At 64.5% G+C, this 16425-nt stretch carries 7 protein-coding genes; all 7 read right to left on the bottom strand.

What is annotated here, in order from left to right; translation table 11 throughout:
• Positions 1 to 17: 17 nt before the first annotated feature.
• A complete protein-coding gene (locus JAB1_RS25130) occupies positions 18 to 2180 on the bottom strand; it encodes a S46 family peptidase (RefSeq protein ID WP_070282192.1) in 2163 nt (720 codons plus the stop codon).
• Between the two features lie 72 nt (positions 2181 to 2252).
• Positions 2253 to 4382, bottom strand: coding sequence for a PAS domain S-box protein (locus JAB1_RS25125; protein WP_225317375.1), 2130 nt, complete (start codon positions 4380 to 4382; stop codon positions 2253 to 2255).
• Entirely contained in the window at positions 4379 to 6991 is a 2613-nt protein-coding gene (locus JAB1_RS25120; protein WP_070282191.1) for a chemotaxis protein CheB, read from the bottom strand. The genes JAB1_RS25125 and JAB1_RS25120 overlap by 4 nt, the downstream gene beginning before the upstream one ends.
• Positions 6992 to 7132: 141 nt before the next feature.
• Positions 7133 to 8554, bottom strand: coding sequence for an efflux transporter outer membrane subunit (locus JAB1_RS25115; protein ID WP_070282190.1), 1422 nt, complete (start codon positions 8552 to 8554; stop codon positions 7133 to 7135).
• Entirely contained in the window at positions 8551 to 11811 is a 3261-nt protein-coding gene (locus JAB1_RS25110) for an efflux RND transporter permease subunit (protein ID WP_070282189.1), read from the bottom strand. Before JAB1_RS25110 ends, JAB1_RS25115 begins: the two co-directional genes overlap by 4 nt.
• Positions 11808 to 14927 carry an efflux RND transporter permease subunit gene (locus tag JAB1_RS25105; RefSeq protein ID WP_070282188.1) on the bottom strand — a complete coding sequence of 1040 codons (3120 nt, stop codon included), beginning with the start codon at positions 14925 to 14927 and terminating at the stop codon, positions 11808 to 11810. Before JAB1_RS25105 ends, JAB1_RS25110 begins: the two co-directional genes overlap by 4 nt.
• Complete coding sequence (locus JAB1_RS25100; RefSeq protein WP_070282187.1) at positions 14924 to 16294, bottom strand: efflux RND transporter periplasmic adaptor subunit; 1371 nt, start codon at positions 16292 to 16294, stop codon at positions 14924 to 14926. The genes JAB1_RS25105 and JAB1_RS25100 overlap by 4 nt, the downstream gene beginning before the upstream one ends.
• Positions 16295 to 16425 lie beyond the last annotated feature (131 nt).

The following is a 16425-nucleotide window of genomic DNA, read 5'->3' as shown; positions in this document are numbered from 1 at the left end:
ATCCCAGCTGGGAAAAATTACTTCTTGGCAGCCTTCGGATACTTGATGGTCATTTCCTGCAGCAAATTATCCGCATGGTCCACTTCCTTCATCACCCACAGCATGTAGCGGATGTCGAGGTGGATGGCGCGCGTGATGGCCGTGTCGAAGTACCAGTCCTTGGTGATCGATTCATACGTCGAATCGAAGTTCAGGCCGATCAATTCGCCGCGCTTGTTCATCACGGCCGAGCCGGAATTGCCGCCCGTGGTGTCGGCGCTGGTGAGGAAGTTGACGGGTACGGTGCCCAGCGCCGGATCGCGGAACTGGCCATAGCGTTTTTCCTTGACGGCGTCGAGCAGCGCTTGCGGTGCTTCGAACGGCGCCTTGCCCGTGACTTTCTCGACGATGCCTTCCACGGTCGTGAATGGACCCTTGGTGATGCCGTCGCGGGGCGAGTATGGCGAGACCGTGCCATACGTCACGCGCAGGGTCGAGTTGGCGTCAGGATAGACCGGCTTGCCTTGCGACTGTTTCCAGGCGATCACGGCTTGCATGTATTGCGGAATCACGCGCTCGAGGTTGCCGTCGATTTCCTTGCGGCGGTCTTCCAGCGCCATTTCCACGGGCTGCAGTTTGATGGCCAGCTGCATGAAGGCGTCGTCGGACTGGGCAACGGCAGCCTGGTCCTTGTCCAGCCAGGCCAGGCGCTTGGCCGTGTCGGCCAGCTGCGTCTGCTGGTACAGGGCCGCCACGGCGGCTGGCGCCGGCAGCAGCGCGTCCAGGCCTTGCGGATGGCTCTTCGCCGCCAGTTGCGCGTAGCGCTTCAGGCCCGCCTCAAAACGCGCCTGGTCGACCTTGTTGACATACGACTGTTCCAGGCGGGCCAGACGGGCCTTGATGAAAGCCAGGTCGCGCTGCTGGAAGCCCGATTCGCGCTCTGCGTCCGCCTTCTGGCGCTCCAGCGACAAACGGTAGAGGGTGCGCGCGCTTTTCAGCAAGTCGCTGTTGGTGGCCACGCTCCAGGCGAACTCTTCTTCGCTCAAGGCCATGTCGCTGGCGATCGCCGCGTCCAGTTCGGCCAGCAGGGTCGGCGACACGTTCGGCTGTTTCGCGTACCAGGTGCGGAACTCGGCATCCTGCACGTCCTTGATGGCGGCGATGTCCTTGCGCGCGAAACCATCGAGCAAGCCCTGGGTTTTCTTCAGCACATTGTTGATGCTTTTCACGACGCTCGCATAGCGCACGGCAGCGGCAGCGTCGCCATTCGTGGCGTCAGCCATCACGGCCAGGTCGGCTTGCAGTTCCGACACTTTCAAAGGGAAGGCCGTATCGCGCGCGAAGCGGATTTCCGCCGGCAGCTTGTAGCGGCTGGTGCGGCCGGGGTAGCCCGCCAGCAAGATACCGTCACCGGCTTTCAAGCCTTCGGCCGAGACCACCAGGAAATCCTTCGATTTGTACGGCACGTTGTCGGGCGACGGGTCGGCCGGACGGCCATCCTTGCCCACGTAGGCGCGCAGGAACGAATAATCGCCCGTGTGGCGCGGCCATTCGTAGTTGTCGATATCGCCGCCGAAGTTGCCGATCTTGTCCGATGGCGCGTACACGAGGCGCACGTCGCGTATCATCATCTGGCGGATGCGGTAGTACTCGAGGCCGCGGTGGAAGGCGGGCACGGAGCAGCGGTACATCTTGTCCGTTTCGCATTCCGCGATCAGGTCCTTGATGCGCTTTTCCACGGCTTCGTGGCGCGCGCGGCCGCTCATGTCGGCCGTCAAGCCTTTCAAGACGCGGTCGCTGACGTTCTCCACCTTGTCCGTCACATACACGAGGCTGTTCGGACCGCCCGGCAGCTCTGCGGCGCGCGTCTTGGCCAGGAAGCCGTTGGTGATGTAATTGTGTTCCGGCGTGGAATTGCGCTGCACGGCGCCATACGCGCAATGGTGGTTCGTCACCACCAGGCCGGCGTCGGAAACGAAAGCGGCCGAGCAGCCGCCCAGCGACACAATGGCGCTCATCGGGTGCTTGCTCAGGTCTGCCAGTTTTTCTGCAGGAATTTCGATGCCGACCCGTTTCAGTTCGGCTTTCAGCTGTGGCAGCTGGTGTGGTTGCCACTGCCCTTCGTCGGCGTGTGCGCCGGCGAACGCGCCCAACAAGGCGACTGGTAAAACGATTGTTTTGAACAAGATATGCCCCTCCATAAATAGCAGGCGAAAGTATAGCCTGTCCAGGCGGCATGAGTCGGCAAAAATTAACCCATTGCAATTTCTGTATCAGGCGGCCGGCCGCCCCGTCCCCTGCAAGGGAATCTGCAGGGCCAGGCGGCAACCGGCGCCCGATGCCGGCATGCCGACCTCGAATTGCCCGCCCAGCGCCGTCACCCGCTCGGCGATGCCGATCAGGCCGAAGCACTGTTTCTTGCGCTGCTGCTGCGGCGTGATGCCGATGCCGTTGTCGCTGATGACCATATACACGGCGCAGGCATCCGAGCTGAGTTCGATCTCCACCTGGCTGGCCTGGGCATGGCGCATGACGTTGCTGAGCGCTTCCTGCACGATGCGGAACAGCACGATCTCGACCTGGCTGCCGATGGAGGAAAACAATGCCTCGTCGCGTATCAGCAGCTGGCAAGCGATGCCGCTACGCTTGCGGAAGTCGCCCACCTGCCACTCGATGGCCGCTTGCAAGCCAAGGTCCAGCGCCATCGGGCGCAGCTCGTTCATGATGCCGCGCACGCTCTTGATGGTGGTGTCGACATTGCTGAGCACGGCGCCGACGCGGCGGTGCAGGCGCGGATGGGAACCTTCCGTGCGTGCGCTGAGCATGGAAATATCGATGCGCAGCGCCAGCAGGTTTTGCCCCAGCTCATCGTGGATATCGCGCGAGATGCGCTTGCGCTCGTCCTCCTTGGCCGTTTCCAGGTGCAGCGCCAGCTGGCGCAGCTGCGCATGCGACTGGCGCAGGGCGCCATCCATCAGCTTGCGTTCGGTGATATCCGTATGCGCCACCACCACGCGCAGCGGCCCTTCGCCGAGAAAGCGGCTGATCCTGGCCTGCGACCAGCGGGGGCCGGCGCGCGTGGCAAACTCATACTCGAGCGCAAACGTGTCCGCATTGCCGGCAATGACGGCGCGGATGCCGGCGGCCAGCTCGCGCCCGGCGCTGCGCTGCCAGCGCGGGTCCAGCTCGCAAAACTCCAGGTAATTCTGCGGTTTTTGCATCTGCCCGACAAAATCCAGGCACGCCTGGTTGGCATGCGCGACGCGGCCCGCCCGGTCCAGCACCAGCACGCGGTCAGTCAATGAATCGATGGTGGCGTGAAAGAAGCGCTCGGCATCGCGCAAGGCTTCCTGCGCCCGCTCGCGCTGGTGTACTTCCAGCTGCAGATGCTGGTTGGCCCGCAGCAATTCGGCCGTGCGGTCGACCACCCGCTGGTCCAGCTCGCGGTGCAGCTCGCGCAAGTCCGCCTCGGCCAGCTTGCGCTCGGTGATGTCGGAAAACACGCCGACAAAATGGCTGATCGCGCCATCCGGGCTGCGCATGGGCGTGATCGACAGCGACTCGACGAAGCGCTCGCCATTCTTGCGGCGGTTCACCAGTTCGCCATACCAGCTGCCATCCTGGTGCAGGCTGCGCCACATGGCTTCATAGAAATGCGGCAAATGCGTGCCGCCGCCGAGGAAGGACGGATCGCGGCCGATGGCTTCCTCCGCCTGGTAGCCGGTAATGGTGGTGAAAGCGGGATTGACGGAAATGATGCGGTTGGCACTGTCCGTCACCAGCACGCCTTCGCGGATACTGTCGAGTATCACAAAAGCGCGCCGCAAGGCCGATTCGCGCGCGTGCTCGTCGCCCAGGTCCGTCACCACCATGCGCGCCGTGGCGCTGTCCGCATCGTAATTGGCTTCGATGCGCACCATGCCGCTCATGCCACCCGCTTCGCCTTCGAACAATTGCGCTTCAAGCACCTGGCGCGCACCGTTGGTAAAGACCGCATCAAGGAAGCGGCGGAAGTCCCCTTGCGCCTGCGGCGCGACGAATTGCTCGAAACGCCGTCCCAACAGCCGGTTCTTGTCGCGCTGCAGCAAGCCGCAGGCCGCTACGTTGACGCGTGTGATGACACCCCCGCGCGCCAGCGAGAAATAGCTGACGGGCGCCTGCTCATACAGCTGCGCATAACGGTCGCGGCTGCTTTCAAATTCATTCTTCAGCTGCTCCAGTTCGGCCAGGGCCGCGCTCTGCATTTCCAGCTCGATCTGGCTGACCTGCAGCTCATGCAGCTGACGCATCACGTCTTCATTCGACTGCGGCGGGGCTACGGGCTGGCGCTGCTGCGCCGCCAATTGCCCGGCCTGCTCTCGCAATCTGGCCGGCCCGCTCTCCTCGTCGAATGGTTCGCTCATGACGCGCTCTCTCCTGCTTTCCCGTCTGCCACGGCGCCGGCCTGGATCTGGCGCAGCTGGGCTTCCAGTACCTTTGACTCGGTAATGTTAATAAAGGTCACGACCACGCCATCAATGACATTTTCCACCGTGCGGTACGGCATGATGCGCACGTTGTACCAGCGCCCGTTCTTGGTCTGCACCTGCCGCTCGCAAAACACCAGGCTGCGGATGACCTCCAGCGCGTCCACTTCCAGGTTCGGGTAGGCGAGGTCGTTGACGATGTCGCTGAGCGGACGGCGCAGGTCCGTCTGGATCAGCTTGTAGATTTGCGTGGCCGGCGCCGTGAAGCGGCGGATGCGCAGCTCGCTGTCGAGGAAAATGGTGGCGATATCGGTACTATTGAGCAGATTTTTCATGTCGCTGTTGACCAGCGACAAATCGTCGACCTTCGATTGCAGCTCCGCATTAACCGTGTACAGTTCTTCGTTCAACGACTGCATTTCTTCCTTCGAGGTAGTCAGCTCTTCGTTCGCCGATTGCAGCTCTTCATTGGTCGATTGCAATTCCTCGTTGGCCGATTTCAATTCTTCGCGCGAGGTCTGCATTTCATCGCGCACGGCCTGGATTTCATTGCGTGCCTGGATCAGCTGCTGTTCCAGTTCCAGCACCTTGGGATTCAGCGAGCGGCCCCGGCGCGGGGTGGCGGCCAGCGGCACGCTGGCAAACGTCACGAAGACCATGCCGCGCAGCGCTTCGGGCTGGCGCAAGGCTTCCGCCGTCAAATCCACGCCCTGCGCCTGCCCTGCGTGATCATTGAGCAGCAAGCCTTTCAGGCGTACCAGGCTGTCGCTTTGCAGCGCCTGCTTGATCAGGCCCGCCAGCTCGTAACGCAGGCCATCGCGCGCCATGGCGTGGATATTCCAGTTGGCCTTGCCTGCCGCCGGCTCCAGGAAGGCGCCCGTGCGCCCGTTGATATACAGGATGTCCCCATCCTGGTTCAGCAGCACGGCCGCAGGCGAATATTTCTGGAGCAATAATTGCTCGACATGGGATTGGATTTTTCCAGTCATGCTGACTTCTCTCGTGTCGCTGGGGGTAGGAGGAGTGGCCGACGATACCTTCGTGGGGAAGTACGTCAGCAAGCGCTGGCGCGCCAGGTTGTCGAGCCGGCGGTACAGCCGGGTCGACGTCGTCAGCGGCGCGAACAGCTCGGAAAAATGTCCGGGCGTGTCGGCGCTGCCCAACAGCAAAACGCCGTCGCGGTTCAAGGCGTAATGAAACAAGGGAATCAAACGCTGCTGCAACTTGGCATTGAGGTAGATCAACAGGTTGCGGCAGCACAGGATATCGAGCTTGGTAAACGGCGGATCGGAAATGATGTTTTGCTGGGCAAAGATGATCATGTTGCGGATCTCTTTCCTGACCAGGTAATCAGTCTTGTCCTGCAAGAAAAACCGTTCCAGGCGCTCGGCCGACACATCGCTGCTGATCGTTGGCGGAAACCGGCCCTGGCGCGCGCGGTCGATGGCGTCGGCCGACAGGTCGGTGGCAAAAATCTGCAGGCTGTACTTCGATGGCGGGTTGCTGCCGGCCACCACTTCATGGAAGACCATGGCCAGCGAATACGCTTCCTCTCCCGTGGAACAGGCAGGAATCCAGGCCTTGAACGCGCGCCCTTCCGGGTGGGCCGCCAGCATTTGCGGCAAGACCACCATTTTCAGGTATTCCCACACTTTCGGATCGCGGAAAAAATTCGTCACGCCGATCAGCAATTCCTTAAACAGCAAGTCGATTTCCACGCGATTGTTGCGCAGATAGGGAATGTACTCTTCCATCGATGTCATCTGGTACAAGCTCATGCGGCGCTCGATGCGGCGCAGGACCGTATTGACCTTGTAGTCCGAGAAGCTGTTGCCCGTATGTTCGGCCAGCAAGGCGACAATTTCCTGCAAAGAATTGCGTCCGCTCGGCTCCTTGCCCGGCAATTCCAGGAAACTGCTGCGAAACAGGTAACTGATGATCTTTTCCGGCATCTTGTCGGGAAAATCGACGAGGTCCACGGCGTCGGCGGCAATGGCGCTTTGCGGCATCATGTCGAACTTGGCCGTATCGGGATGCTGGGCCAGGGTCAGGCCACCGGCCTGCTTGATGGCCTGCAAGCCGCGCGTGCCGTCGCTGCCCATGCCCGACAGGATCACGCCCACGGCCAGTTCGCCCAGCTCGACCGCCAGACTCTCAAAGAAGGCGTTGATGGGCAAGCGGTGTCCGCGCAACTGCAGCGGTTCGCTGAGCAGGAAACGGCCCTTCGACAGGCCCAGGTCGGCATTCGACGGAATCACATAGATATGGTTGGGCCGCAATGACGCCTGGTGCGTGATTTCCGTGACGGGTATGCTGGTGGCCCGCTGCAGCAGTTCCGGCAACAGGGCTTTTTGCGTGGGATCAAGGTGCTGGATCACCACATAGGCGATGCCGCTTTCCAGCGGCACATGGGTCAGGAAAGCGACAATAGGGTCGAGTCCGCCAGCGGAAGCGCCAATGGCCACCACGGGAAAACCGATGGTGGGCGCTTCAGGAACAGTAGGCAGGCTGACCAGACTGGTTTTGCTGCGTTTGCGGGTTATCATCGTCTGCTAGAAACCAGCCTCGGCAAACCTTGCCATGGCCAGCAATTGATAATCTTGCATTCTAGCACTCAAGATGCGCGGCAAAACGCAAATTTGGCGCAGGGATTTGCCCTGCGCCAGCCTGCCCTTTACTCCCGCCCTCTACTGCGTCTGCGGCACATGCCAGCCGCCGCCCAGCGACTGGATCAGGGCCACGGCCGTCGTCTGGCGGTCCGCCTGCGCCTGCACCAGCGAACGGCGCGCCGACAGGGCCGTCACTTGCGCCGTCACCACGTCCGTATAGCCGACCTGGCCCGCGTTGTAGCGGTTCAGCATCTGCTGCTCGACCTGGTCGGCCGCCGATGACGCCTGCTGGCGCAAGGCCAGCTGCTCGGCCAGCGCGCGCGTGGCCGACAACTGGTCTTCCACGGCGCCAAAGGCGGACAGCACCGTCTGGCGGTAGCGCGCCACGGCCGCCTCATGCCCCGCCTTGGCCGCGTCCACGCTGGCCGTCGTGGCGCCCGCGTTGAACAGGGTTTGCGCGGCCGACACGCCCAGCGACCACAGGCTCGACGATGCATTGAACAGGTCGCCCACCTTGCTGGCGCCGGAACCGTAGGAACCCGTCAGGTTCAGGCTCGGATAGTAGGCGGAACGGGCGATGCCGATCTGCTCGTTGGCCACGGCCACCCTGCGCTCGGCGGCGGCGATGTCGGGACGGCGCTGCAGCAGGGTCGATGGCACGCCCAGCGGCACGTCCGGCACGGTCAGGGTCCACGGTGCCACGGCCAGACTGAAGTCGGATGGTGCGCGGCCCAAAAGGATGGCAATCGCGTGTTCGAGCTGGGCGCGCGCGCGCGTCTGGCTGGACAGGTCGATCTGCGCATTGGCCAGCTGCGTCTGCGCCTGCAGCAGGTCGGACTTGGCGGCGATGCCGGAATTGAAGCGGTTGCCGGTAATCTCGAGCACGCGCTTGTAGCCGTCGATCGTGGAATTGAGCAGCGCGATCTGCGCATCGCTCTGGCGCAGCGAAAAATAATTGGTGGCCAGCTCGCCCTGCGCCGACAGGCGGGCGGCGGCCAGGTCCGCCGCGCTGGCCGCGGCACTGGCGTCCGCCCCCGATACGCCCGCGCGCAGGCGGCCCCAGATATCCGGTTCCCACGAGGCGCCGATGGCGGCCTTGAAGTTGTTGTTCGTCTGCTGCTCGCCCCCGCCGCCGGAGCGGGCGCCGCTGCCCGTCAGGTTCACGGTGGGGAACAGCGAGGCGCGCTGTTCGCGCACCAGCGCGCGCGCCTGCTCGTAGGAAGCGATGGCGGCCGCCACGTTCTGGTTCGATACTTCAATGCTGTCGGCCAGCTGGTTCAGCTGCGCATCGCCGAACAGGGTCCACCACGGACCCCGTTCCAGCGTGTCGGCCGGCACGGCCGGCTGCCAGCCTGCCGCCTCCTTGAACGTTTGCGGCGCGGCGGCCGTCGGCGTTTCATACGCGGGGCTGACGGCGCAGCCGGCCAGCAGGACGGCAGCGGCCAGCGCCAGCAGGTGGCGCGCGGGAACGGTCGATACGATAGGTTTTACTTGCTTCATGATTGTGTGCTCGGGTTATCTGGCCCAGGAATGCGGCTCAATTGCTGCTCGTCGGCGCTGCGCGTGCGCAGCTTGTCGAGCAGGATGTAGACCACCGGGGTGGTCAGCAATGTGAGTAACTGGCTGGCAATCAGGCCACCGATGATGGCGACCCCCAAGGGCTGGCGTAGCTCTGACCCCTCGCCGAAACCGATCGCCAGCGGCAAGGCGCCAAGCGCCGCCGCCAGGGTGGTCATCAGAATGGGGCGGAAACGCAGCAAACATGCCTCGCGCACCGCCTCCACAGCTGTCAGCCCGCGCGAACGCTCGGCCTCCAGCGCGAAGTCGATGATCAATATAGCATTTTTCTTGACGATACCGATCAACAAAAACACGCCGATCAGGGCGATGATGGAAAACTCCATGCGGAACATCAGCAATGCCAGCACGGCGCCCACCCCTGCCGACGGCAAGGTAGACAGCACGGTGATCGGGTGGATCAGGCTTTCGTACAGGATGCCCAGCACGATATAGATCACCACGATGGCGGCCAGGATCAGCAGCGGCTGCTCCTTGTTGCTGTCCTGCGCGCTCTTCGCCGAGCCCTGGAAGCTGCCGCGCACATTCACGGGCATGCCGATTTCCGACTCCGCCTGGGCCACGGCAGCCTGCCCGTCGCTGAGCGGATAGCCGTCGGCCAGGTTGAACGACACGGTGGTGGCCAGCTCCCCTCCCTGGTGGTTGATCGACGTGGCCGTCGAGCTTTCGGCGAAGCTGCTGAACGACGACAGCGGCACCATGCGCGCCAGAGTCGTGGACAGGGCCGAACCGCTGGACGGGTCGCGCGCCGCCGTCGTGTTGGACGTCGTCGCGGCAACGCTGGTGGTGGCCGCAGCGGCGCTGGCGGCCGTCGTGCCGGTGGCGGCGACGGCGACGGCGGCCGCATTCGACGCCGGCACGTACACGGAGCGCAGCGCTTCCGGGCTTTGCGCATAGCGGGGCGCCACTTCCATGATCACGTGGTACTGGTTCAGCTCATCGTAGATGGTCGCCACCTGGCGCTGGCCGAAGCTGTTGTACAGCGCATTGTCGATATCCTTGACTTGCACGCCCAGCTGCGTGGCACGGTCCTTGTCGATGCTGACAAAGGTTTCCACGCCGTTTTCCGCCTGGTCCGTGTCCACGTCGATCAGGGCCGGCTGCATCTTCATCTGGTCGGCCAGCTTGGCCGCCCATTTCTTCAGGTCCGCCTGGTTGTCGCTGATCAGGGTGTACTGGTAGGTCGAATTGCTGGAACGCCCGCCCATGCGCAAATCCTGCACGGGGTTGAGGAATAGCGAGATGCCCGTCACCTTGGCCAGCTGCGGACGCAGGCGGGCGATCACGGCTTGCCCCTTGTCCGTGCGCTGCGACGCGGGTTTCAGGTCGATGAACATGAAGCCGCCCCCTGCCCTGCCGCCGCCCGTAAACCCCACGACGGTGGCGACGGCCGGATCGTCCTTGATGATGTCGACCAGCTGGCGCAATTTACTCTGCATGGCCTGGAACGAGATACTCTGGTCGGCGCGCATGCCGCCATTGATCTGGCCCGTATCCTGCTGCGGGAAGAAGCCCTTGGGCGCGGCCGCGAACAGGTACACGTTCAAGCCGACGACGAACACGAGGATGGTCATCACGAGCGCGGCACTGGACAGGGCCCAGTCCAGGCAATGCTCGTACACTTTCAGCATGCGCTCGAAGCCGCGTTCGAACCAGCGCGCGACAAGGCCCGGTGGCTTGTGCTGCTCACCGCTTTTCAGCAGCCAGGCGCACATCATCGGCGTGGTCGTCAGCGAAATGACCAGCGAAATCATCACGGCGGCCGACAGGGTCACGGCAAATTCGCGGAACAGGCGCCCCACCTGCCCGCCCATGAACAGCAGCGGGATGAAGACGGCCACCAGCGACAGGCTGATCGACAGCACCGTAAAGCCCACTTCGCGCGCGCCCAGCAGGGCCGCCTTGAGGCGGTCCATGCCCGCCTCGATGTGGCGCTGCGTGTTTTCCAGCACCACGATGGCATCGTCGACAACAAAGCCCGTGGCCACCGTGAGCGCCATCAGGGACAGATTGTTCAGGGAAAAGCCCAGCATGTACATCACGCCGAAGGTGCCCAGCAAGGAGACGATGGTGGCCACGGCCGGGATGATGGTGGCGCGCACGCTGCGCAAAAAGGCGCTGACCACCAGCACGACCAGCACGATGGAGAGGATCAGGGTGAACTCGATCTCGTGCAGGGACGAGCGGATGGAATTGGTGCTATCGGACGCCACCTGCAGCTTGATGTCGCCCGGCAGCTGCGCCTGCAGTTGCGGCAGCAGCGCGCGCACGCCGTCCACCGTGGCGATGACGTTGGCGCCCGGCTGGCGCGTGATCAGCACGATGACGGCCGGGTCGCCATTGAACAGGCCCAGGGTATTGTTGTTCTCCACGCCGTCGACCACCTCGGCCACGTCGTCGAGGCGGATGGCGGCGCCGTCGCGCCAGGCCACCACCAGGCTGCGGTAATCGGCGGCGCTGCGCCCGCCCGAAGCCGTCGTCGCACCCGAATAGATCTGCAGGCTGCGCTCGTCGCCGGAAATCGCCCCTTTCGGGCGGTTGGCGTTGCTGGCCTGGATGGCCGCGCGCACGTCTTCCATCGACACGGCATAGTGATTGAGCTGGTACGGCAACAGTTCCACGCGCACGGCCGGCAGCGAGCCGCCGCCCAGTTCCACGTCGCCCACGCCTTTGACTTGCGCCACCTTCTGCTGCACCAGGTTCGACACGGCATCGTAGATCTGGCCCGGCGTGCGCGTTTTCGACGTCAGCGCCAGGATGATCACGGGCGCGTCGGACGGATTGGCCTTGCGGTAGGTCGGGTTGCTGCGCAAGGTTGCTGGCAAGTCCACGCGCGAGGCGGCAATCGCGGCCTGCACTTCGCGCGCGGCCGAATCGATCTTGCGGTTCAAGTCAAACTGCAGGTTGATGCGCGCCGAGCCCGTGCCCGACGACGACGTCATCTCGTTCACGCCGGAGATCACGCCCAGGCGCCGTTCCAGCGGCGTGGCCACCGACGTGGCCATGGTCGCGGGACTGGCGCCGGGCAGGCTGGCGCTGACGGAAATGGTCGGATAATCGACCTGCGGCAGCGGCGAGACGGGCAGCACGAAAAAGGCGCCGATACCCGCCAGCGCGATGCCGATGGTCAGCAGCACGGTGGCGATGGGGCGCTTGACGAACGGTTCGGACAGGTTCACGCGGCGCTCCCCGCGTTATCGGCCGGCTTGTCCAGGCTCACGCCACGTGTCTTTGAAGCGAAACGCTGGCCCAGGCGGTCGAAGCCCAGGTAGATGACGGGCGTGGTAAACAGGGTGAGCACCTGGCTGACGATCAGGCCGCCGAAGATGGCCAGGCCCAGCGGACGGCGCAACTCGGCCCCTTCGCCCCAGCCCAGCATCAGCGGCACGGCCGCGAACAGCGCCGCCAGGGTCGTCATCAGGATGGGGCGGAAGCGCAGCAGCGCCGCCTGGTGAATGGCTTCCTGCGGGCTCTTGCCCTCGTCGCGCTCGGCCTCGATGGCGAAGTCGATCATCATGATGGCGTTCTTCTTGACGATGCCGATCAGGAGGATGATGCCGATGATGCCGATCACGCCCAGGTCCTGCCCGGAGAGCATCAGCGCCAGCAAGGCGCCCACGCCGGCCGAAGGCAGGGTCGACAGGATCGTCAGCGGGTGGATGTAGCTTTCATACAGCACGCCCAGCACGATGTACACGCAGACGACGGCGGCGAGAATCAGCCACAGCTGGTTCGACAGCGAGTTTTCATACGCGCCGGCCGCGCCGAGGAACGTCAACGTCACCGATGGCGGCAAGGCGATATCCTTTGCGGCCTGGCGGATGGCGTCGACGGCACTGCCCAGCGCCACGCCCTGCGTCGTATCGAAACCGAGGGTCGTGGCCGGGTATTGCGCCACGTGCGTGATCTGCAGCGGCGCCTGTTTTTCGCTGACGCTGGCAAAGGCGGACAGCGGCGTCGACTTGCCGGAACCCGTGCGCACGTGCAGGTCCGACAGGTCGGACGGCGTGGTGACAATGCCAGGCTGCGCTTCGAGGATCACGCGGTACTGGTTGGTTTCCGTGAAAATCGTCGAGATGATGCGCTGGCCGAAGGCGTTGTACAGCGCGTCGTCGACGGTAGCCGTGGTGACGGACATGCGCGCGGCGCTGTCGCGGTCAATCCCCACGGTGACGGCGGCGCCCGTGGCGCCCGCATCCGTGACGACGTTGCGCAGCTGCGATTTTTCGCGCATGCGCGCGGCCAGCTTGCCGGCCCACTCGGTGACGGTGGCCGTGTCGGCTCCTTCGAGCGACACGCGGTACTGCGTCGGGCCCGATTCCGCATCGATGGTCAGATCCTGCGTCGGCTGCAGATACAGGGTCACGCCGGCCACCTTGGCCACGCGGTTGCGCAGGCGCTCCATGATGTCATCCTGGTTGCCGCTGCGCGGACGCTTCAGGTTGATCAGCATGCTACCCGTATGCAGCATGGTGTTGTTGGCCGCATCCACGCCCACCAGGGAACTCAGGGTATCGACAGCGGGATCTTCCAGCAGCGCGCTGGCGGCAGCCTGCTGCAAGGCAGCCATGCGCTCGTACGAGACGGCTTGCGAAGTTTCGATGCGCGCCTTCAGCTGCCCCGTGTCCTGCGTGGGGAACAGGCCTTTCGGGATGGTGATATACAGGACGACGGTCAGCAGCAAGGTGGCCAGGGCCACCAGCAGGGTCAAGCCCTGGCGTTTCAGCACCCACACGAGCGCATGGTCGTACTGCACGATGACGCGGTCGAGAAAGGCCTGGATGCGCTGGCCCGTGGCGCTGACCTTTTCATCGGCGCGGCTTTTCAGCCAGCGCGCCGACATCATCGGCACCAGCGTGAGCGAGACCACGGCGGAAATCAGGATCGTGATGGCCAGGGTCATGGCAAATTCGCGGAACAGCCGGCCCACCACGTCGCCCATGAACAGCAGGGGAATCAGCACGGCGATCAGCGAGACCGTCAGCGAAATGATGGTAAAGCCGATCTGCGACGCGCCCTTCAGGGCGGCGGCCATCGGCGTTTCGCCCTCTTCGATGTAGCGGGCGATGTTTTCGATCATGACGATGGCGTCATCGACGACAAAGCCCGTGGCGATGGTCAGCGCCATCAGCGACAGGTTGTTCAGGCTGTAGCCGAGCAGATACATCACGCCGCAGGCGCCGATCAGCGAGATCGGCACGGACAGGCTGGCGATCACCGTGGCGCGCATGCTGTGCAAAAAAGCAAAGATCACCAGCACCACCAGCAGCACGGACAACAGCAGTTCCATTTCCACGTGTTCGACGGAAGCGCGGATGCCCGTCGTTCGGTCGCTCAGCACATCGAGCTTCATGGCCGCCGGCAGGCTGGCCTGCAAGTCCGGCAGCAGGGCCTTGATGGCGTCGACCGTCTTGATGACGTTGGCGCCGGGCTGGCGCTGCACGTTCAGGATGATGGCCGGCTGCTTGCCGGACCAGGCGCCCAGGCGCGTGTTTTCCGCACTGTCGACGACATTCGCCACGTCGGACAGGCGCACGGGCGCGCCATTTTTATAGGTGATGATCAGGCGCTTGTAGTCGTCCGCCGTGACCAGCTGGTCGTTGGCGTTGATGGTAAACGAGCGCGTGGGGCCGTCGAAACTGCCCTTGGCGCTGTTGACGTTGGCCGCCGCGATGGCCGTGCGCAGGCTGTCGAGGCCCAGGCCGTACGAGGCCAGCAATTTGGTGTCGCCCTGGATGCGCACGGCCGGACGCTGGCCGCCCGACAGCGAGACGAGGCCCACGCCATTGACCTGGCTGATCTTCAGCGCCAGGCGCGTGTTGACGATGTTCTGCACCTGCGTCAGCGGCATCGTGTCGGACGTGATGGCCAGGGTCAGCACGGGCGCGTCGGCCGGGTTGATCTTGGCGTACACGGGCGGCGCCGGCAAGTCCGTCGGCAGCAGCGAGCCGCCCGCGTTGATGGCCGCCTGCACTTCCTGCTCCGCCACGTCCAGGGTCTGGCCCAGGGTGAATTGCAGGGTGATGATGGAAACGCCGGCCGCGCTGGTGGAACTCATGCGCTGCAAGCCCGACATCTGCCCGAACTGGCGCTCCAGAGGCGCCGTCACCGTCTGCCCCATCACTTCCGGGCTCGCGCCCGGATACAGGGTCTGCACCTGGATGGTGGGGAAGTCCACCTGCGGCAAGGCGGCCAGCGGCAGGAACTTGAAGCCGACCAGCCCCGCCAGCACGATGGCCAGCATCAGCAGCGCCGTGGCGACGGGGCGCTGGATGAATGGCGTCGATGGACTCATTGCGCTGCGCCCTTCGCGGGGGTTGCAGCCGGTGCACTGGCCGGCGCAGATGCCGAGGCCGATGCGCTGGCCGCGCCGTCAGCGTGCTGGCGGCGGTGGCGGCGTTCGCCGTTGGCGGTTCCCGCGCCCCCTGCGCCGCCCATGGCAGGCTTGTCGCCCGCCAGGGTGACTTTCGCGCCTTCCTTCAGGCGGTCTGCGCCTTCCGTGATGACTTGTTCTCCCGCTTCCAGGCCGGCGCGGATTTCCACCATGTCGGTGGTGGCCTGGCCGCGCGTGACCATGCGCACGGTGACGGTTTTATCCGCTTTCAGCACGTAGACGAAGTCGCCATTATTGCTGTGACGCAGGGCCGTCACGGGCACCAGCACGGCGCCCGTGATATTGCCCAGCTCCAGGCGCACGTTGACGAACTGGCTGGGGAACAGGGCCATCTTGTCATTCGTGTAGCGGGCCTTGGCGCGCACGGTGCCCGTCTGTACGTCGACCTGGTTGTCCAGCGCGCTCAAGCTGCCCTTGTCCAGGGTATGCGTGCGCGTGCGGTCCAGCGCCAGCGCCGCCAGGGCCGAACCCGAATTCAGGCGCTCCTGGATGGTCTGCACCTTATCCTGCGGCACGGAGAATTCCACGTCGATGGGCGAGAGCTGCGTCACCACCACCACGCCGCCCGTATCGCCGGTGCTCACCAGGTTGCCGATGTCGACCACCTTCAGGCCCGCGCGCCCGCCGATCGGCGACACCACCTTGGTGTAGCCCAGGTTCAGCCGCGCCGTGCCTTCGGCCGCGCGGTCCGTCATGACGGTGCCTTCCAGCTGTTTCACCAGGGCGGCCTGCGTATCGACGTCCTGGCGCGCGATGGAATCCTGGCCCAGCAGGGTTTGATAGCGCTTCAGGGTCAGGCGCGCGTTTTCCAATTGCGCTTCATCGCGCTGGCGCTGGCCCGTGGCCTGCATCAGCGCCATCTCGAACTGGGCCGGGTCGATCTGCGCCACCACCTGGCCCGCCTTGACCATGCCGCCTTCCTTGAATTTCAATTCCTTCAAGATGCCCGACACTTGCGGGCGCACCGTCACGGTGGAGGCGGCCGTCACGGTGCCCAGCGCATCGAGCACCACGGGCAGGTCGGACTTGACAGCCGTGGCCACGCCCACGGTGGTCGAAGGGCCGCCGCGGCGCCCGCCCGGGCCGCCGGGCCCGCCGGCACCGCCGGGACCGCCCATGCCGGGGCCGCCCTGGGCGCTGGTGCCGGAGTGGGTCAGGTACCAGGCACCGCCCCCCAGCGCAGCCATCACGGCCAGCGCGATGACCGTGCCGACGATTTTCGAACGGCGGCTGCGCCGCGGGGTGTTGGGTGTTGTCTGCGAATCCATCGCTTATCCTTGTAGTGGCCGCTGGCACGGCGAGTCTGTGGCGCCGGCCGAGGTGGGACACACTCAGGCCGGACGACCGTTTTTCGGGGTTGTTTCGGTACAAAGCCGGGGGAGTCAAGAGCTGAAAGTCA

The organism is Janthinobacterium sp. MP5059B (genome assembly GCF_001758645.1).
Taxonomy (GTDB): Bacteria; Pseudomonadota; Gammaproteobacteria; order Burkholderiales; family Burkholderiaceae_D; genus Janthinobacterium; species Janthinobacterium lividum.
This window is presented reverse-complemented; position numbering and strand designations above follow the sequence as displayed.

Bases quoted from the DNA above. Each gene is read 5' to 3' on its own strand.
- JAB1_RS25125 (WP_225317375.1), bottom strand. From the start codon at position 4,382: ATGAGCGAACCATTCGACGAGGAGAGCGGGCCGGCCAGATTGCGAGAG.
- JAB1_RS25120 (WP_070282191.1), bottom strand. From the start codon at position 6,991: ATGATAACCCGCAAACGCAGCAAAACCAGTCTGGTCAGCCTGCCTACT.
- JAB1_RS25130 (WP_070282192.1), bottom strand. From the start codon at position 2,180: ATGGAGGGGCATATCTTGTTCAAAACAATCGTTTTACCAGTCGCCTTG.
- JAB1_RS25100 (WP_070282187.1), bottom strand. From the start codon at position 16,294: ATGGATTCGCAGACAACACCCAACACCCCGCGGCGCAGCCGCCGTTCG.
- JAB1_RS25115 (WP_070282190.1), bottom strand. From the start codon at position 8,554: ATGAAGCAAGTAAAACCTATCGTATCGACCGTTCCCGCGCGCCACCTG.
- JAB1_RS25105 (WP_070282188.1), bottom strand. From the start codon at position 14,927: ATGAGTCCATCGACGCCATTCATCCAGCGCCCCGTCGCCACGGCGCTG.